We start from the raw sequence: 18,639 nt of genomic DNA, 5'->3' as shown, positions 1-18,639 counted from the left end.
GTTGCTGTTGCCCCTTTCCCGAGACAGGTCAGGCCAAAGCCGTTTCCTGGTGTGCAGCCGCGCGGGGCGCCTGCGCTTCCATCATCCAGCCATACAGGTTGCGCGGATCCGGCGGCATCGCCACCAGTTCGATATGCCGGCCTGCGTGGCGCGCACGAGCAGCGCCGTACAGCCAGCGCAGCGCCGAATAGTCTTCCAGCGCAAACCCGACCGAATCGAAGATCGTCACCTCGTCCGCAGCAGCGCGCGCGGGGGCCCGGCCTGACAGCACCTGCCAGAGCTCGGTGACCGGCGCATCGGGCGACAACTGCTGGATCTCGCCTTCGAGCCGCGTCTGCGGTTCGTACTCGACCACGATGCGCGCCTGGCGCAGGATGTCCCGATGCAGCTCCGTCTTGCCCGGGCAGTCGCCGCCGATGGCGTTCAGGTGCATGCCCGGACGCACCATGTCCGGCGTCAGGATCGTCGCCTGCTTCTTGTCAGCGGTCACCGTGGAGACGATGTCCGCACCCGCCAGCGCGGCCTGCACGGTTTCCACGGGAACGATGGACAGGCCTGGGACGCCCGCGAGGTTGCGCGCCAGCCGCGCGGTAGCGTCGCGGTCGATGTCATAGGCACGAACCTCCCGCACGCCCAGCATGGCGTGGAAGGCCAACGCCTGGAATTCGGCCTGCGCGCCGTTGCCGATCAGTGCCATCACAGCACTGCCCGGCCGCGCCATCGCGCGCGCGGCCAGCGCTGCGGTCGCGGCCGTGCGCAGCGCCGTGGCAAGCGTCAGGTCGGCCAGCATCAGCGGGAAGCCGGTCTCGACCTCGGCCAGCATGCCGCAGGCCATCACCGTCGGCATTGCGAAGCGCGCATTGCGCGGATGGCCGTTGACATACTTGAACGCGTACTGCACGCCGTCGCTGACCGGCATCAGTTCGATCACGCCGAGCGGCGAGTGGCTGGCCAGCCGGGCCGACTTCTCGAATTGCTCCCAGCGCAGGAAATCCTGCCGCACGTGGTCGGCCAGTTGCGCAATGGCAGCCGGCACGCCGATGGCGCCGACCAGCCTGGCGACATCGGTGGCATCAAGGAAGCGTGTCATGGCGGTGTCTTTCATGGTGGACTCCCGAATCTCCGTGATACCCGTCATGCCGCCGCGCGGGTCGTGTTGACCGCCCCACTGCTGCGGTCCAGCCGCAAGGTCATGCAGTAGGCGCCGCCGCCGGACAGCATGAACGGCGACAGGTCGACTTCGCGCAGGTGATAGCCGCGCCCGCCCAGTTCGGCGCGCAGGTGAGGCGTGGTGCGGGTCATCACCACCTGGTCGTGCAGGTTGACGGCGTTCACGCTGAAGTGTCGCAGGTCATCCTCGGTCGCCTCGATGCGCAGGCTGGCCGGCACGCGCGCGCGCAGTTCGCGCAGCGAGGCTTCGCTGAAGGCTGGCGGGTAGTACAGCACCTCTCCGCCCGACAGCGGGCAGAAGCAGACATCAAGGTGATAGCTTTGCTCGGTGGCCAGTTCCAGCGCCACCACCTCGCGGTCGAACCGGGCCGACATCGCATCGGCTGCCTCGCGCGAGGAACGCGGGCCGAAGCCGGCCCAGAAGTGCCCGCGGCTGGCGTCCCAGATGCAGTCGCCCGCGCCCTCCTGGTAGCAGCCGGCAGGCAGTTGCATGACCTCGTCGACCAGCCCGCGCTGGCGCAGGCCTTCGAAGATGCCCGCAAACGGCGCCTCTTCCCCGCGCCGCTGCGGGTAGCGGAAGCGGGCCAGCACGGCGCGGCCGTCCAGCACCACGGCGGCGTTGGCCGGGAACACCATGTCCGGCACGCCCGGAAAGCCCGGGGCGGCTTCCACGGCGAAGCCGGCCTGTTGCAGCGCCTCGCGCAGCGCGTCGAAGGCGCGCCTGGCATTGCCGTGCATGCCGCGCGGATCGCGCGCCCAGGCTTCAGGATCCATCCACGGGTTGATGCTGTAGGACACATCGTAGAAGGTGGGTTCGACCAGCAGGATGGTAGGGGTGGTGATCACGGCGGCTCCTTGGGGGCGTTGGCAGCCGGGCTGCCACGCAGTTCTTGTTCGATTGCATTTTGGTGCAGGCCGGTGTTAACTAATAGCCAGCAACTTGCGCAAAATGTCCTGACGATTTGGCAAATCGCCAGCCATCTACAGCGAAATGTCAGTCCCATGGATGCCATTGATCACCAACTGCTGTCCCTGCTCCGCGACAACGCCCGTACGCCGGTCACGGCGCTAGCGCAGGCGCTGCGCGTGTCGCGCGCGACCGTGCAGAACCGCATCGACAAACTGGAAAAGGAAGGACTGATCGTCGGCTATACGGTGCGGCTGCGGCCGGAAGCCGAGCCGCACCGCATCCGCGCGTGGATGACGGTGGCAGTGGAAGGCAACAAGGCCCGCGCCGTGCTGCAGGCCTTGCGCGGCGAGCCGAATGTGCAGGCGCTGCACACTACCAACGGCCGCTGGGACATCATTGCGGAGCTGCGCGCCGACACGCTGGAAGCGTTCGACCGCACGCTGGACCGGATCCGGCTGATCGACGGCATCAGTGCCACCGAGACCAGCATCCTGCTGTCGACTTACAAGCTTTAGTCCACTACGTCAGAGAAAACGCCCTCGAGCGTAATGCCGTTCAGTTAAGGTCTCAAGCGCCACTGTCATTCCCGCGCAGGCGGGAATCCAGCGTCTTCTGAAGTCACTGGGTTCCCGCCTGCGCGGGAACGACAGTGGTTAACTGAACAGCATTACGCCCTCGAGCGGCCTTGAGGCGCAGCCGCTCGGGGGTGCTTTTCGACTGACGCAGCGGACTAGCGCGTAGCGCTCAGCTTGCCGGTTGCGGCGCCGCGCAAGCGCTCGCGCCGGAACTCCTCGTGGAAGACCTGGCCGCTCGGCTGCAGCAGGTCGCGCAGCGAGACGATGCCGATCAGCCGCATGGTGTCGGTGCTCTCCACCACGGGCAGCCGCGCCACGCTCGACGCCGCCATGCTGCCCGCCGCCGCGCGCGCGGTCTGGGACGGCACCAGCACCTGGGCCTGCGCGACCAGCAGGTCACGGCAGCGCAGGTCTGACGGCGCCGATCCGGCGGCCGCGCCGCGCACCGTGGCGCGGTCCAGCATGCCCAGCACGCGGCCGTCCGACACCACGGGATAGGCGCGGTGCGCGGCATGCTCGCTGAAGTAGCGGGCTGTCGCCTCGGCCACCGGCAGGTCGGCGTCGATGGCAATGACGTCCCGGGTCATCAGCTCGGCCACGTGGGCGCGTTCGAGCGGATCGACGCCGTACTCGCGATAGATATGCAGGCCGCGCCGCGCGATCTTCTCGGTCATGATCGAGCGCTTCATGGTCAGCACCGAGAAGCCATAGGCCACCGCGGTGGTCAGCAGCAGCGGCAGCAGCGCCTCGGTGTTGTGCGTGAGCCCGAACGCGAACACGATGGCCGTGAGCGGCGCGCCCAGCACGCTGCCCAGCACGCCGGCCATGCAGACCAGCGCCCACAATTGCGGCGAGCCGCCCGGCAACCACGGCGCCAGCACCGTGCCCAGGCCGGCGCCGAGCATCAGCAGCGGTGCCAGCACGCCGCCCGAGGTGCCCGAACCGAGCGCCGCAATCCAGATCAGCGCCTTGACCACGAGCAACGCCACCGCCACGCTGATGGCAAGGTGGTTGTTGAGCAGGTCGCCAATCACGTCATAGCCGACGCCGAGCGCGCGCGGCTCGAAATAGCCGCCGATACCGACCAGCAGGCCGCCGATGGCGGGCCACCACATCCAGTGCACCGGCAGCCGCGAAAACGCGTCTTCGGTACGGTACAGCGCCAGCGTGAGCAGTGCGCCGAGCGCACCGCACAAGAGCCCGGCCAGCACGCACGAGCCCAGCGCCACGGGGCCGGCCGGCGCGGTCTGCAGCGGGAACAGCGGACCGGCTTCGAAGAAGAACGGACGCATGAAACCGGCTACCGCGCAGGCAAGCGCCACCGGCAACAGGCTGCGCGGGCGCAGTTCGAACAGCAGCAGCTCGATGGCGAGCAGCAGCGCCGCCACCGGCGTACCGAAGATGGCGGTCATGCCGGCACAGGCGCCCGCCACCAGCAGGGACTTGCGCTCGCCGGCGGTCAGGTGCAGGTACTGCGCGAGCAGCGACGCCAGCGATCCGCCGGTCATGATGATCGGCCCCTCCGCACCGAACGGGCCGCCGCTGCCGATCACGATGCCCGACGACAGCGGCTTGAGCACCGCCACGCGCGGCGACATCTTGCTCTTGCCGAACAGCACGGCCTCGATCGCTTCGGGAATGCCGTGGCCGCGGATCTTGTCGCTGCCGTAGCGCGCCATCAGGCCGACGATGAGCCCGCCCAGCACCGGCACGACGATGACCCAGGCGCCAAGCGTATGCTGCGCGGGCGAGTGCTCGGCCAGCGACAGGGTCTGGAAGAAAAACAGGTTGGTGAAGAAGCGGATCAGGTTCAGCAGCAAGGCGGCGGCCAGCGTGCTGACGACGCCGATCACCAATGCAATGCCGCACAGCAACAACAGGTGGTGGCTGACGGCATAGTCGCGTTTTTCGGTATGCATGGGGGCTCCAAGGATTCTTGTGCGATGCGGCAAGAATCAACGCGGAGCTTTCGCAAAACACGGACCCTGCCAGAGGCGGCCAAATATATCACCCCGTGATATATTACGGCACCATTCCAACGCCCCCGTTCAAGAATGTCATCCGCCCCCCCCGTCGCTGCACTTGCAGACAACGCCCGTGCCTGGTTGCGCACATTCGTTCCACTGCCGGTTTCGGCCAGCCGCATCGAGCGCATCAAGAGCTGCATCGGCGCGCTGCTTGGCCTGTTCCTCACCGAGTGGATCAGCCACCAGACGCTCGGCGGCTTCAACCCATGGTTTGTCGCGCCGATGGGCGCCTCGGCGGTGCTGCTGTTCGCCGTGCCTTCCAGCCCGCTTGCGCAACCGTGGTCGATTATCGGCGGCAACCTGGTCGCGGCGTTGATCGGCGTAGCCTGCGCGCGCTGGATTCCGGACCCCGGGCTGGCCGCCGCCACCGCAGTGGCGGTCGCCATCGCGATGATGTTCCAGTTCCGTTGCGTGCACCCGCCCAGCGGCGCCGTGGCGATCACCGCGGTTTTCGGCGGACCCGCGGTCAGTGCGCTGGGCTTCGGCTTCGTGGTGGTGCCGGTGCTGTTCAATTCGATGCTGCTGTTGCTGATGGCGCTGGCCTTCAACAACCTGTCGCGGCGGCGCTATCCGCACCGGCCGCCCGAGCCGCCGGTGCAGCACCACACCAGTGACGTTCCGCCCGGACAGCGCGTGGGCTTCACGCGCGCGGACCTGCATGACGCACTGCAGGCGCGCGGCGAGTTCCTCGACATCGAAGAAGATGACCTGGAAGCCATCCTGGTGGCCTCGCAGCTGCGGGCTTACCGGCGCCGCTTCGGCAACGTGCTGTGCTCGGAAATCATGTCGCGCGACGTGGTGACGGTGCGCCCCGAACAACCGGCCACCGAGGCCTCGCACCTGCTCACGCGGCACCGCATCAAGGCGCTTCCGGTGGTGGACGAACACCGCAAGCTCCTGGGCATCGTCACCCAGAGCGATTTCTTCGCCGCGCAGCGCGATACCGGTGCGCGCCGCCTGGCCGGCACGGTGCGCGACCTGATGACGCGCGCCGTGGTCACCGCACGCGCCGACCAGCCCATGGTGGAACTGGCGCAGGCATTCAGCGACGGCGGCCTGCATCACGCGCCCGTCATCGACGACCATCACCGCGTGGTCGGCATGGTGACGCAGTCGGACCTGGTCGCCGCGCTGCTCAAGGACGGCGTGATGAGCGCCACGGCCTGACCTCCCCCTTCCTTCTTCTACCCTGGCAAGCGGGCGCTACGGCGCCCGCTTCCGCTTTCCGTGCGGTGCTGGCGCATGTCACATAGCTGTGGCACTGTGGCTTGTCCCCGGCCACGTCCGCACGGGTGCCTGCTCACGCACCTGAAATGCCCCTCTCGCCGTCGCCGGGACTGACGTAAGCTATATTTACGCCGTTTCCGTCACTCCGGCGGCGTTGGGGAGAAGTCATGAATTCCGGCCAACTGATTGAAAAGATCGCCGCCGTGTTCGCGCTGGTCGTGCTGATCGGCGGCTCGTTGCTGGTCCTGGCACCGTTCACCACGGCGCTGCTGTGGGGCGCCATCCTGGCATTCAGCTCGTGGTACCCCTACACGGTGCTGGCGCGCTGGCTCGGCAACCGGCGCAGCCTGGCGGCGCTAATCTGCGTGGTGCTCGCCACGGTGATCGTGCTTGGCCCCTTCGTCTACGCCGGCGCGAGTTTCTCGGCACATATCGACCAGCTCTCGGGCCTGGTCGACCGCTACATCGAACAGGGCATTCCCCAGCTTCCGGACTGGCTCAGCAGCCTGCCCTACGTGGGGGGCTACCTGCAGACGTCCTGGGAACGCCTGATCCACGCCGACTCCGAGATGGTGGCCAACCTGCGCAAGCTGATCGCGCCGATCGGGCATGCCCTGCTCGGGGCGGGCCTGTCGATCGGGGCCGGACTGGGGCAGCTGGCCCTGTCGATCATCCTGGCATTCTTCTTCTATACCGGCGGCGAATATGCCGTGGAATGGTTGCGCGCCGGCATGCGGCGCATTGCCGGCGAGCGGGCCGACCACCTGCTGGCGCTGGCCGGCAGCACGGTCAAGGGCGTGGTCTATGGCGTACTCGGCACGGCGTTCATCCAGGCCGTGCTGCAAGGCATCGGGCTGTGGATCGCCGGGGTGCCGGCGCCCGCCATCCTGGGCTTCGTCACGTTCTTCCTGTCGGTCATCCCGGTGGGGCCGCCGCTGGTCTGGCTGCCGGCCGCGCTGTGGCTCTACCACGCCGGCGCAACCGGCTGGGCCATCTTCCTGGTGGTGTGGGGCGTGGGCGTTGTCAGCATGGCCGACAACGTCGTCAAGCCGCTGCTGATCAGCAAGGGCACGGGCATGCCGCTGATCTGGATCATGATGGGCGTGCTCGGCGGCGCGCTGGCCTTCGGTTTCCTGGGCGTGTTCATCGGCCCGACCCTGCTGGCCGTGGCGTACGCCCTGCTGCGCGACTGGACCATCGGTTCGCAAGACGAGGCCGCGCTGGCCGCGTCCGACGCAAACGCCAGGACCGCGGCGCCCGCGGCAGGTCCCGCGCCCGCCTTGATTGACAACCCCGACGCTCCGGCCGTTGCGCCGGGCAAGCATTCGGGCTGAGCCGCATCCATGGGCCACAGTGACACCGGCAACCCGCAGGACGCTGGCACGCTGCGCGGCCTGGTCGCCTGCGAATACTGCGATGCCGTGTACGAGCGCGCCGGGCTGAGCCGCGGCGAGCGCGCGCTGTGCGTGCGCTGCGGTGGCCAGCTGTATCGCGAAAGTGCGCATGCCTACCGGCGCCTGCTGCCGCTGGTGATCACCGCGCTGATCCTGTTCCTGATTTCCAATGCCTTTCCCATCGTCGAGATGGATCTCAAGGGCGTGCGCACGCAGACCACGCTGTGGGGCGCCGTGCAGGCGCTGTATGCCGACCACATGGCACTGGTGGCGGCGCTGGTGTTCGCCACCACCATCCTGTTCCCGCTCTCTGAAATGCTGATGATGGCCTACCTGCTGGTGCCCATGGCGGGCCACCGCATGCCGGCGGGCTTCGACCGCATCGTGCGCGGCATCCGCCAGACGCGCCCATGGGGCATGATCGAGGTATTCATGATCGGCGTACTGGTCACGCTGGTGAAACTGTCCACCATGGCCCAGGTGCTGCCCGGCATCGCGCTGTGGTCGTTCGGCGCGCTGGTGGTGGTGCTGGCGGCCATGCTGTCGTTCGATCCGCGCGACCTGTGGCAGTACCTGGAATCGCCGCAGAATACCGACACCACCGACGGAGCCGGCCAATGAGCGGTACGCAGCCACCGCGCCGCCCGTTGCCCGGCCTGGCCGGCGCGCGCGAGCAACTCCAGCGCTCGCGCAAGTTCGCCAGCAGCGTGGTGCAGGAGATCACCGACGATGACGAGCGCAAGCCGCTGCCGCAGGTGCCTACGGCCACGCGCCTCGGCCTGGTGTCGTGCCACGCCTGCGACCTCGTCAGCCCGCGCTCGCTGGAAGGCCAGCCGTGCCCGCGCTGCGGTGCCACGCTGCACCACCGCAAGCCCGACAGCCTGGCCCGCACCTGGGCGTTCCTGCTGTCGGCCTACATTCTCTACATACCTGCCAACCTGTTGCCGGTGATGGTCACGCAGTCCATCCTCGGCACGCAGCAGGACACCATCCTGTCCGGCGTGATCTACCTGTGGCTGTCGGGCTCGCGCCTGCTGGCAGGAATCGTGCTCATCGCCAGCATCGTCGTGCCGCTGCTAAAGATGCTGATCCTGACGCTGCTGCTGGTTTCGGTGCACATGCGCTCCACGTGGCGCATCCGGCAGCAGACCAGGCTGTATGGCCTGGTTGAGGTGATCGGCCGCTGGTCCATGCTGGACATATTCGTGGTGGCGCTGCTGGCCTCGCTGGTGCGGGCCGGGGCGCTGGCCACCATCATTCCCGGCGGCGGCGCGCTGGCCTTTGCCTCGGTCGTGGTGCTGACCATGCTCGCGTCGCTGAGCTTCGACCCCCGCCTGCTGTGGGACTCGCTGGAACAACAAGATGCCCGAGACTGACAACCTTCCGCCCTCGCCTTCGGGCCTGCCCCAACCCGAACGCCGCCGCCGGGCGCGCTGGCTGCCCTCGCTGGTCTGGCTGATCCCGATCGTCGCGGCCGTGGTCGGCATTTCGCTGCTGATCCACACGCTGGCCTCGCGCGGGCCCGAAATCACCGTGACCTTCCGTTCGGCCGAAGGCCTGACGCCCGGCAAGACCGCGGTGCGCTACAAGGACGTGGACATCGGCCTGTTGAAGTCCGTGCGGCTTGCGCCTGACCGCTCGCACGTGCTGGCCAACATCGACCTGACCAAGGACGCCGAGAACTTCGCGGTGGCCGACACGCGCTTCTGGGTCGTGCGGCCGCGCTTCGCGGTCAGCGGCGTATCGGGCCTGGAAACGCTGCTGTCGGGCGCCTACATTGGCGTGGACGCGGGCAAGTCCACGGAACGCACGCGCGAATTCAAGGGGCTGGAGGCACCGCCCGTCGTGACCTCGGATTCCTCGGGCAAGCAGTTCGTGCTGCGCGCGTCTGACCTGGGCTCGCTCGATATCGGATCGCCGGTCTACTACCGGCGCGTGCAGGTGGGCCAGGTGGTGGCGTTCCAGCTTGATCCGAACGGGCGCGACATTACCCTGCGCGTGTTCGTCAACAAGCCCTATGACAAACTGGTCAATGCCGACACCCGCTTCTGGCACGCCAGCGGCGTCGATCTCAAGCTTGACGCGTCCGGCCTGAAACTGTCGACGCAGTCGCTCGTCACCGTGCTGCTCGGCGGCGTTGCCTTCCAGGCGCCCGACGGCACCAGCGCGACGGACGCAGCCGCGGAAAACACGCAATTCCTGCTGGCGGCCGATCAGGCCGAGGCCATGAAGGAACCCGAGGAACTGGCCCCGACGCTGGCTGTGCTCAACTTCGACCAGTCCGTGCGCGGCCTCTCGCCAGGCGCACCGGTGGACTTCCGCGGCGTCATCGTGGGCCAGGTGCGCTCCATCGGCATTGAATTCCAGCCCGACAAGAAGTCCTTCCGCATGCCGGTGGTGGTGGAGCTGTACCCGTCGCGCATGGGTTTCCGCGAGCGCGACGTGCAGGATCCCACCCGCCGCTACGAAATCATCGCGAGCCTGCTCAAGCGCGGCATGCGCGCGCAGCTGCGCACCGGCAACCTGCTGACTGGCCAGCTCTACGTGGCGTTGGACTTCTTCCCGAAGGCGCCGCCCGCCGACGTCAACCTGAACGCGCCGATTCCCGAGTTCGCCACCACACCGGGCACCTTCGACCAGCTCCAGGCGCAGGTCGGCGATATCGTCAACCGCATCGACAAGGTGCCGTTCGACCAGATCGGCCAGGACTTGCGCAAGTCGGTGGCCGCGCTCAACGCCACGCTCGCGAGCGCCGACGCGCTCGTCAAGCAGCTCAACGGCGATGTCGCGCCGCAGGTGCTGGCCGCGCTGCAGGACGCGCGCAAGACACTGTCGGCCGCTAACGGCACGCTGTCGTCCGACGCGCCGCTGCAGCAGGACGCGCGCCGCATGGTGCAGGAACTGACCCGCACCGCGACCTCGCTGCGCATGCTGACGGACTATCTCGAACGCCACCCTGAAGCGCTGCTGCGCGGCAAGTCGGAGAAGGAATGATGAATCGCATCCACGCCACGCGCGCATGCGCTTTGGCCGCATTGCTCGCCGCGACTATGCTGGCGGGCTGCGCCTCGCCGGAGCCCCGCTACTACACGCTCGCGCAAGGGCCGGCTGCCGGCGGCGCAAGTGTCGCAACGCCGGCGGCACCGAACACGGAACCGCTCTGGATCGAGGTAGCGCCGGTGCGCGTCCCCGAACGCCTGAACCGGCCGCAATTCGTCGTGCGCGACACCCGCAACGGCAATGATGCCGGGCTCAGGCTGCTGGACCTGTCGCGATGGTCATCGCCGCTGCCCGAGGAGATGCGCGATGCGCTGTCCCAGCGGCTGCAGGCCAGCCTGGGGGCAGTGGATACCTACCAGCAGGGGCTGGCAGATGTGGCGCCTGTCTACCGGATCACCACCGACGTGGTACGGCTGGATGCCGATATCGGCCAGCGTGCGGGGGCGACTATCAATTGGACCGTGCGGCGGTTGCCGGATGGGAAGGTGGTGAGTGGGCGTACGCAGGCTGATTTGGCTGCGCCCGGGGAAATTGAAGGGGTGGTGGCGGCGTATCGGGAGATTTTGTCCGGAGCGGCTGGGGATATTGCGGCGGGAGTGCAGTCTTTGAGGCGGTGAGTTGGCGCGGCACGAAGTGCCCGGCCAATTGCCAACTGTTTGCCCCCCTCTCCCGCAAGCGGGAGAGGGGAGCAAACCGCCGGTCGTCCTTGTCTTGATAGCGGTTATTAGTCATCCGCATCCCACAACGCCGCATCCCGCTCTCGTCGTACCGTGCGCCGGCGTTCGGCATCCGCCATGGCCTGCAGGCACTCCAGTGGCCCACCGCTAACCAGCCTGACCGGGCACGCGAGCATCAGATTCTTCGGCAACCCGAAATCTTCGACGAGGAAGCCATTCGCATCGCGCGCGCAACCCTGGTCATCAGCCCCTGCCTCCACGCGCTCGCGCAGCGTGCCAACGTCAGCAAAGTAGCCCCACACCGGCTTCTGCAGCGCCACAGCAAACCCGACCTCAAAGGCCGTCCCGGAGTCCGGCTCGCCGGGACCGCGGAAATCCCCGAGGTTGGCCATGACCATGTCCGCACGGCGGATCAGCGCGATATTGGCGTCGTAGATCCAACGCGCCGTATCCGGCCCGGACAAGCCGGCGGGCGCCGCCTTGTCGAGCGGATACAGCCCTTCAAAACCATACTCGGCGCATAGCGCCTTGAGTTGCCCGCCCCATTCAACAGCATCTTCACGGAACACATCGAAACCGGCCAGGTATAGGGTCTTCATGGCATGGGCGCGCACGCGCAACGGTTGGTCAGCACGGTTGCCAGCATAGCGCAGCGCGCGTGCCGGTGGCCGGCAAGGCCGGCACGCCTGCGCTACCATTGCCGTTCCGCTTCGTCCCCGATTTCCCTCCGCTTCCATGTCCGCATTCCAGATCCTCCAGGTCGGCCCGCTGGCGCCGCCAACCAACCTCACGCTGCAGGAACGCTTCGGCGTGGCCGCGCTGTGGCAGCAGGCCGATCCGCTGGCCTGGGCGCGCGAGCATGGCAGCGAGGTGCGCGTGGTGGTGACCTCCGCGCGCCACGGCTGCAGTGCCGCGCTGATCGCCGCGCTGCCTCGCCTGGAGGCCATCGTCAGCTTCGGCGTGGGCTATGACGCCATCGCGCTCGACGCAGCGCGCGCACGCGGCATCCAGGTCAGCAATACACCCGACGTGCTGAATGACTGCGTGGCCGACCTGGCCTTCGGCCTGTTGGTCGACGCGGCGCGCGGCATTGCCCACGGCGACCGCTTCGTACGCGCGCAGCGCTGGCCGCAGGGCGGCTTTCCGCTGACCACGCGCGTCTCGGGCAAGAAGCTGGGCATTCTGGGCCTGGGCCGCATCGGCGAGATCGTCGCGCGCCGCGCGGGCGGGTTCGACATGGAAATCGCATACCACAACCGCCGTCCGCGCGAAGGCGCGCCCTGGCGTTTCGAGCCCGACCTGAAGGCCCTGGCGGCGTGGTCCGACTTCCTCGTGGTGACCTGCGTGGGCGGCCCGGAAACCGCCGGCCTGGTCTCGCGCGAGATCATCGAGGCGCTGGGGCCCAAAGGCATCCTGGCCAACGTCTCGCGCGGCAGCGTGATCGATGAAGCCGCGATGGTGCAGGCGCTGGCCGAAGGCCGCCTGGGCGGCGCTGGCCTGGACGTGTTCCGCGACGAGCCCAATGTCCCACCGGCACTGCTGGCGCTCGACAATGTCGTGCTGGCGCCGCACATGGCCAGCGGCACGCACGAAACGCGCGCCGCCATGACCGCCCTCACGCTCGAGAACCTGGAAGCATTCCTCGCCACGGGCAAGGTGCTCAATCCGGTGCTGTAACGCCCGCCGGCTCGCGCCCTATACTGAGAAACGCCGGTCGCCAGACCGGTGTCAGGAGGCAATATGGGACGCAAGTATGTCGATTGCCGCGACTATCCGAGCGACACCCACTGCACGGTCGCGCTCAGCGCCGACAGCGAAGACGAACTGCTCGAAGCCGCGGTCCAGCATGCCGTGGCAGTACACCAGCACCAGGACACCCCTGAGCTGCGTGCGCAGTTGAAGACCATGTTCAAGGACGGCGCACCGCCGGCCTGAAACGTGTTGGCGCGCCGGCCCCGGCGCGCCTGTCCCCTCCGCTCCTTCCATCCCGCTCCAGTGCGGCATTCGCCGCATGTAATGCCGATCTTGTGCCGGCGGCAATACCCATGCCGGCCATCATGGCGCAAGATTGACGTCTCGCTATATACCGCCGTATATTGCGCCTGACAGTACACCCAAGGCCATGCGCACGCACGCGCGCCTCCAGGAATCTTCCCATGCTCACCTCCCGCTCCGACCGCTCGCCGGGCACGGCTTTCCGGCGCCGTGCCGTTCATTTCGCCAGCGCCGCGCTGGCCGCCCTGGCGCTGGCCGCGCCGCCCGCCTTTGGTGCCGACCTGGTGGTGTCGGCGGCCGCCAGCCTGACCAATGCGTTCAAGACGCTGGCCGCGTCGTTCGAGAAAGTGCACCCGGACACCAAGGTGGTGCTGAACTTCGGCGCATCGGACGTGCTGATGCAGCAGATCGTCAAGGGCGCGCCGGCCGACGTCTTTGCCTCGGCCGACCAGGAAGCCATGAACAAGGCCGAGGCCGAGAAGGTCGTGGCCGCGGCCACGCGCCGCGACTTCGCCGCCAACCAGGTCGTGCTGATCGTGCCGAGTGACAGCAAGCTCAACATCAGCGCGCTGCAGGACCTGACCAAACCCGAGGTGAAGCGTATCGCCTTCGGCAATCCGGCTTCGGTGCCGGTCGGCCGCTACACCAAGGGCGCGCTGGAAGCCGCCGGCCTGTGGGATGCCGTCTCCGCCAAGGGCGTGCTGGCGCAAAACGTGCGCCAGAGCCTGGACTACGTGGCGCGCGGCGAGGTCGAGGCGGGCTTCGTGTTCGCCACCGACGCAGCGGTCATGCCGGACAAGGTGAAGGTGGCCGTGCGCGTGCCGAGCCGCACGCCGGTGACCTACCCGATCGCCGTGACCAGCGTGACCAGGCAGAACGCGCAGGCCACGGCCTTCGTCAGCTATGTGCTGTCGGCCGAAGGCCAGGCCATCCTGGCGCGCTACGGCTTCCAGAAGCCCTGATCCGGATCGACGCATACCATGGACGCTGTCTGGGTGCCGCTGCTGCTGTCGCTGAAAGTCGCGGGCTGGGCCACCGCGCTCAATGCCGTGCTGGGCGTGGCCGCAGCCTATGCGCTGGCACGCTGGCGCTCCCCGGCACGCGACGTGGTCGACGCGGTACTGACGCTGCCGCTGGTGCTGCCGCCGACGGTGCTGGGTTACTACCTGCTGGTGCTGGTGGGCCGGCGCGGCGTGTTCGGCGAATGGCTCGGCAAGCTCGGCATCGAACTGGTGTTCACATGGCAGGGTGCGGTACTGGCCTCGACCATCGTCGCCTTTCCACTGGTGCTGAAATCGGCCCGCGCCGCGTTTGAAGGCGTGGACCACCAGCTCGAGAACGCCGCGCGCGTGCTTGGCGTGCCGGAAGCCGGCATCTTCTTCCGCGTGACGCTGCCGCTGGCCGCGCGCGGCATCATTGCCGGCGTGCTGCTGGCGTTTGCGCGCGCGCTCGGCGAATTCGGCGCCACGCTGATGGTCGCCGGCAACCTGCCCGGGCGCACGCAGACCCTCTCGGTTGCGATCTACGAGGCCGTGCAGGCCGGCGACGACAACACCGCCAACCTGCTGGTGCTGGTGACCTCGATTACCTGCATCGTGATCCTGGTCGTGGCGGGACGGCTGGTGCCGGCCTCGGCGCGCAATCCGGCCGAAATCTACGAGCGCGGACGCCTGCGGCGCACGCGCTCGGCACAGTGAGGCCGCCATGGGCATGCAAGTCAGTATCCGCAAGCGCATGGTTACGGCCGACCGTCATTTCGCGCTCGACATCGCCTTCGATTCGGACAGCCGCCGCATTGCGCTGTTCGGCCCGTCGGGCGCGGGCAAGAGCCTGACGTTGCGCGCCATCGCCGGGCTGCTGATGCCCGATTCCGGGCGCATCGTGCTCAACGGCCGCACGCTGTTCGATGCCGAGGCCGGCATCAACGTGCGCCCGCAGGAGCGCCGCGTGGCCTACCTGTTCCAGGAATACGCGCTGTTCCCGCACCTGACCGTGGGGCAGAACATCGCCTTCGGCCTCGCCAAGGGCTGGCGCAACCCGCGCCGCAGCGCCACCCACCCGGAAGCCGAACGCTGGATCGAGGCCTTCGGCCTGCGCGAGATCGTCGGCAACTACCCCGCCGAGATCTCCGGCGGGCAGAAGCAGCGTGTCGCGCTGGCGCGCGCGCTGGTGGCGCAACCCGATATCGTGCTGCTCGACGAGCCGTTCTCGGCGCTGGACCCTGCGCTGCGCATCCGCATGCGCGCAGAACTGCGCGCGTTGCAGGCCAGCCTGGACGTGCCGATGCTCGTCATCTCGCACGACCCGGCCGACGTGGAAGCGCTCGGCGAGCACGTGCTGGAAATCCGCGAGGGCAGGATCTACGGCAGCGGCACTGCGCGCCGGCATCCGCCCGTCTACGCCCCGCTGGCGGCCGGCGCGGTCTGAGCCGCGCGCAGCAGGTCGACATAGGCACCCTCCAGCAGGGCGCTGGCTTCCACCCCTAGTGTCTTGAATTGCAAGTTCGTTGCTGAGTGGTTTCCCCCAGGAACCGTTGCTAATCCATTGATTCTGTTAGTAGCACTCAGAATCAAATACCACCGTCATTCCCGCGTAGGCGGGACAATGCGCGGATGCGCATTGGACGTCCGAAGGACGGCCCGAAGGGTGAGCGACAGCGACCAATCCAGCGTCTTTGAAGTCCCCCGAAGGGGGACAAAAAGCCACTGGGTCCCCGCTTTCGCGGGGACGACGGGCCTTGGTTCCTGGGGGCAAGCCGGCATGGCTGGCATGCGGCAATCTCTCCCGCACGCCGGAAGGGAGAATACCGGCGACACTCAGTCCAGCAGCAGCTTCGCTGCAATCGCCCACATGGTGACGCCGATCACCACCTCCAGCACCTGCCAGGCGCGCGGCCGCGCGAACACCGGCCGCAGCAGTGCGGCGCCATAGCCCAGCGCGAAGAAGAACAGTAACGATGCCGTCATCGCGCCGGCAGCGAACTGCATCTCGCGGCCATGGAACTGCGTGGAGACCGAGCCGATCAGCATTACCGTATCAAGGTACACATGCGGATTGAGCCAGGTGAACGCCAGGCAGACCCCGAGCGTCGCCAGCAACGGCCGCGGCTCGGCATTGCTGGGATCGAGCACCGCCGACGACCGCATCGCCGCGAGGAAGCTGCGCGCACCGTACCAGATCAGGAAGGCCGCGCCGCCATAGCGCATGGCAGCGCCCAGCCACGGAAGCTGGCGAATCATGACCGCGAAGCCGGACACGCCCGCCAGGATCAGCAGGGCATCGGACAACGCGCATATGAGGCAGACCCAGAATACGTGCTCGCGGCGCAGTCCCTGCCGCAGCACGAAGGCATTCTGGGAACCGATGGCAAGGATCAGGGAAAGGCCAAGGGAAAAGCCGGCCAGTGAGGCGTCCATGTACGGGAAGGTCGGGTCTTGCGTCGAAGCCCGGCATTATGAACGACCCGCAGCGCACTGCACACTGCGCAGCTGCCTACCCTACCACGCCCAGGATCACGGCCGATGCCTTGAAGATTGCCAGCGCGCGCACGCCGTCGGCCAGGCCAAGCGTCCGCACGCTTTCATTGGTGACGATGGCCGCGACACTGCCGCCGCCGTCCAGGTCCAGCACGATCTCCGCATTGACGGCGCCGGGCACGACACGCGACACCACACCGGGAAGCTGGTTGCGCGCCGACAGGCGCATGCCCGGATCGGGCAGGCCGATCAGGACCGAGGAGGCCTTGATCAGCGCAAACGCCTCCACACCGGGTTTCAGCTCCAGCGTCTCGACGCTTTCATGCGTGATCGTCGACACGATGGCCTGCCCGCCCGGCAACGCCAGCACCACCTCGTCATTGACCGCGCCGCCGCGGACGCTGTCGACCTTGCCGAAGAGTTTGTTGCGCGCACTGGTACGGATCATGAAACGCCTCATCACGTTAAGGTCTTCGGCCGCGGCATCGCCCAGGCGGCCGAGGTGGGCAACGAAGCGCCGGTGTTCGTCCTCGAGCGTCCGATAGGTGCGGATCAGCTGCTCGGCGCGCTCCGTGAGGCGCGTGCCGCCGCCGCCCTTGCCGCCGGCAGCGCGCACCACGAGCGGTTCGCCGGCGCTGTTGTTCATGGCGTCGATAGCGTCCCAGGCGGCCTTGTAGCTGATGCCCACGGCGCGGGCCGCAGCCGTGATCGAGCCCTGCTCGCCGATGGCGGCCAGCAGCGCGATGCGATCCTTGCCGCCCCAGTCCTGCGAGCCGGAGCGGAACCAGATGGCACCCTGGAGTTCAAGCATGGCGTGAGTAGCGCCACCCTGCGAAGGCGGCGCGACAGAGTCGGAATTCGGCTATGGTAATCGCTTTGCGCCATCGGCCGGCAGGACGGCGCTTGCCGCCAACCGGCGTGTTGCTCGCGTCCGGCGCGCCACCCCGGATTGCCCTGGATGTGACGCGTTGTGCTTTGCAGCAAAAACAAGCCTGACAGCGTGCCATGTCAATGGCAACCGTGCGGTATGGCAGACCGCGTTCAGCCAGTGGCAACATCATGGGGCGTCGTCTTCGAATCATCGCGGGACAAGATTCGTCGCCTATACTGGGCGCGATGCGCCTTGCGCAGCGCAACATGCTGCGCCGAACCCAGCCAACGGATCTGCCATGACTGCCGCTTCGCCTGCCATGTCCACGCTTTCCGAGTCCGCCGGTGCACCGGCACCCGGCCACCCCGGCACCGACAAGTACGCCGCACTGCTGGCCCGCTGCGCCGGCCTGCCGCCCATCCCCACTGCGGTGGCGCACCCGTGCGACGCGTCATCGCTGGGCGGCGCGCTGGAGGCCGCCAGCCTGGGCCTGATCGTGCCGATCCTCGTGGGCCCCAAGGCACGCATCCGCCAGGTCGCGGCCGAGCACGGGCTGGCACTGGGCGACACCGCCATCATCGACACGCCGCACAGCCATGCGTCCGCCGCGCGCGCGGTCGAGGCCGTGCGCAACGGCGACGCCGAACTGCTGATGAAGGGCAGCCTGCATACCGACGAACTGCTGCATGAGGTGACGGCCGCCGCCAGCGGCCTGCGCACCGGCCGGCGCCTGTCGCACGTGTTTGCGATGGACGTGCCCAGCTACCACAAGCCGCTGTTCATCACCGATGCCGCGGTAAACATCTTCCCCACGCTCAACGACAAGGCCGATATCTGCCGCAATGCCATCGACCTGGCGCATGTGCTCGGCATCGAACGCCCGAAGGTGGCGATCCTGTCCGCGGTGGAGACCGTGACCGACAAGATCCCGTCGACGATCGACGCCGCGGCGCTGTGCACGATGAGCCGGCGCGGGCAGATCACCGGCGCGCTGCTCGACGGCCCGCTCGCCTTCGACAACGCCATCAGCCGCGAGGCTGCGGTCACCAAGGGCATCGATTCCGAAGTGGCCGGCGACCCCGACATCCTGCTCGTGCCCGACCTGGAAGCCGGCAATATGCTGGCCAAGCAGCTCACCTTTCTTGCCGGCGCCGAAGCCGCTGGCATCGTGCTGGGCGCACGCGTGCCCATCATCCTGACCAGCCGCGCCGACAGCGTGCGCGCGCGCATCGGCAGTTGTGCCATCGCGGTACTGCTGGCGCACGCGCGCCGCAGCGCCGAGGCTGCCGTCAGCGTCTGAGCCGCCCCTCAACTTTA

The 18,639-nt window shown here is 67.9% G+C and carries 19 protein-coding genes; 13 read left to right on the top strand and 6 right to left on the bottom strand.

The genetic code is table 11. The features are described from left to right. Positions 1-28: 28 nt before the first annotated feature. Together LDO29_RS00705 and LDO29_RS00700 are read right to left on the bottom strand one after the other, a co-directional pair. Positions 29-1,105 (bottom strand): ornithine cyclodeaminase, encoded by a 1,077-nt coding sequence (locus LDO29_RS00705; protein WP_224077876.1) that lies wholly within the window; start codon positions 1,103-1,105, stop codon positions 29-31. Between the two features lie 29 nt (positions 1,106-1,134). Then, on the bottom strand, positions 1,135-2,016 hold the full coding sequence (locus tag LDO29_RS00700) for a dimethylarginine dimethylaminohydrolase family protein (RefSeq protein WP_224077875.1): 882 nt from the start codon (positions 2,014-2,016) through the stop codon (positions 1,135-1,137). Positions 2,017-2,172: 156 nt separating this feature from the next. Between LDO29_RS00700 and LDO29_RS00695 the strand changes: the two genes are divergently transcribed. Beyond that, positions 2,173-2,595, top strand: coding sequence for an Lrp/AsnC family transcriptional regulator (locus tag LDO29_RS00695; RefSeq protein WP_224077874.1), 423 nt, complete (start codon positions 2,173-2,175; stop codon positions 2,593-2,595). Positions 2,596-2,810: 215 nt separating this feature from the next. Here LDO29_RS00695 and LDO29_RS00690 read toward each other — a convergent pair whose 3' ends face one another. After that, the gene (locus LDO29_RS00690; protein ID WP_224077873.1) at positions 2,811-4,574 is read right to left on the bottom strand and encodes a chloride channel protein; all 1,764 of its coding nucleotides are present in this window, start codon (positions 4,572-4,574) and stop codon (positions 2,811-2,813) included. 135 nt (positions 4,575-4,709) lie between these two features. Between LDO29_RS00690 and LDO29_RS00685 the strand changes: the two genes are divergently transcribed. The 6 genes from LDO29_RS00685 (at position 4,710) to LDO29_RS00660 (ending at position 10,920) form a co-directional block, all read left to right on the top strand. Then, positions 4,710-5,849, top strand: a complete 1,140-nt coding sequence (locus LDO29_RS00685) for an HPP family protein (RefSeq protein WP_224077872.1) — start codon at positions 4,710-4,712, stop codon at positions 5,847-5,849. Positions 5,850-6,076: 227 nt separating this feature from the next. Then, complete coding sequence (locus tag LDO29_RS00680) at positions 6,077-7,243, top strand: AI-2E family transporter (RefSeq protein ID WP_224077871.1); 1,167 nt, start codon at positions 6,077-6,079, stop codon at positions 7,241-7,243. Between the two features lie 9 nt (positions 7,244-7,252). Further along, entirely contained in the window at positions 7,253-7,924 is a 672-nt protein-coding gene (locus LDO29_RS00675; protein WP_224077870.1) for a paraquat-inducible protein A, read from the top strand. After that, a complete protein-coding gene (locus LDO29_RS00670) occupies positions 7,921-8,679 on the top strand; it encodes a paraquat-inducible protein A (protein WP_224077869.1) in 759 nt (252 codons plus the stop codon). The genes LDO29_RS00675 and LDO29_RS00670 overlap by 4 nt, the downstream gene beginning before the upstream one ends. Next, positions 8,666-10,297, top strand: coding sequence for a PqiB family protein (locus LDO29_RS00665; RefSeq protein ID WP_224077868.1), 1,632 nt, complete (start codon positions 8,666-8,668; stop codon positions 10,295-10,297). Before LDO29_RS00670 ends, LDO29_RS00665 begins: the two co-directional genes overlap by 14 nt. After that, positions 10,294-10,920 carry a PqiC family protein gene (locus LDO29_RS00660; protein ID WP_224077867.1) on the top strand — a complete coding sequence of 209 codons (627 nt, stop codon included), beginning with the start codon at positions 10,294-10,296 and terminating at the stop codon, positions 10,918-10,920. Before LDO29_RS00665 ends, LDO29_RS00660 begins: the two co-directional genes overlap by 4 nt. Before the next feature lie 107 nt (positions 10,921-11,027). On the opposite strand, the gene LDO29_RS00655 is transcribed toward LDO29_RS00660, so the two are convergent. Continuing rightward, a complete protein-coding gene (locus tag LDO29_RS00655; RefSeq protein ID WP_224077866.1) occupies positions 11,028-11,579 on the bottom strand; it encodes a nucleoside 2-deoxyribosyltransferase in 552 nt (183 codons plus the stop codon). 136 nt (positions 11,580-11,715) lie between these two features. On the opposite strand from LDO29_RS00655, the gene LDO29_RS00650 reads away from it, so the two are divergent. From LDO29_RS00650 to LDO29_RS00630, 5 genes are all read left to right on the top strand, one after another. Then, positions 11,716-12,657: a 2-hydroxyacid dehydrogenase gene (locus LDO29_RS00650; protein ID WP_224077865.1), complete on the top strand. Its 942-nt coding sequence runs from the start codon at positions 11,716-11,718 to the stop codon at positions 12,655-12,657. 63 nt (positions 12,658-12,720) lie between these two features. Next, positions 12,721-12,915 (top strand): DUF1059 domain-containing protein, encoded by a 195-nt coding sequence (locus LDO29_RS00645; RefSeq protein WP_224077864.1) that lies wholly within the window; start codon positions 12,721-12,723, stop codon positions 12,913-12,915. Positions 12,916-13,136: 221 nt separating this feature from the next. Continuing rightward, complete coding sequence (gene modA, locus LDO29_RS00640; RefSeq protein WP_224077863.1) at positions 13,137-13,937, top strand: molybdate ABC transporter substrate-binding protein; 801 nt, start codon at positions 13,137-13,139, stop codon at positions 13,935-13,937. A gap of 18 nt (positions 13,938-13,955) precedes the next feature. Beyond that, the gene (modB, locus tag LDO29_RS00635) at positions 13,956-14,672 is read left to right on the top strand and encodes a molybdate ABC transporter permease subunit (RefSeq protein WP_224077862.1); all 717 of its coding nucleotides are present in this window, start codon (positions 13,956-13,958) and stop codon (positions 14,670-14,672) included. A 7-nt stretch (positions 14,673-14,679) separates the two neighbouring features. Then, the gene (locus LDO29_RS00630; protein WP_224077861.1) at positions 14,680-15,402 is read left to right on the top strand and encodes an ATP-binding cassette domain-containing protein; all 723 of its coding nucleotides are present in this window, start codon (positions 14,680-14,682) and stop codon (positions 15,400-15,402) included. Between the two features lie 389 nt (positions 15,403-15,791). On the opposite strand, the gene LDO29_RS00625 is transcribed toward LDO29_RS00630, so the two are convergent. Together LDO29_RS00625 and LDO29_RS00620 are read right to left on the bottom strand one after the other, a co-directional pair. Beyond that, entirely contained in the window at positions 15,792-16,391 is a 600-nt protein-coding gene (locus LDO29_RS00625; protein ID WP_224077860.1) for a LysE/ArgO family amino acid transporter, read from the bottom strand. 76 nt (positions 16,392-16,467) lie between these two features. After that, entirely contained in the window at positions 16,468-17,262 is a 795-nt protein-coding gene (locus LDO29_RS00620; protein ID WP_224077859.1) for a TOBE domain-containing protein, read from the bottom strand. A gap of 358 nt (positions 17,263-17,620) precedes the next feature. Here LDO29_RS00620 and LDO29_RS00615 point away from each other — a divergent pair, with 358 nt between their 5' ends. Then, positions 17,621-18,622: a bifunctional enoyl-CoA hydratase/phosphate acetyltransferase gene (locus LDO29_RS00615; RefSeq protein WP_396022610.1), complete on the top strand. Its 1,002-nt coding sequence runs from the start codon at positions 17,621-17,623 to the stop codon at positions 18,620-18,622. Positions 18,623-18,639: the final 17 nt, after the last annotated feature.

Source organism: Cupriavidus laharis (assembly GCF_914271435.1).
Lineage (GTDB): Bacteria > Pseudomonadota > Gammaproteobacteria > Burkholderiales > Burkholderiaceae > Cupriavidus > Cupriavidus laharis.
Note: the sequence above shows the minus strand (reverse complement) of the source record. Positions and strands in the feature narration are given on the sequence as shown.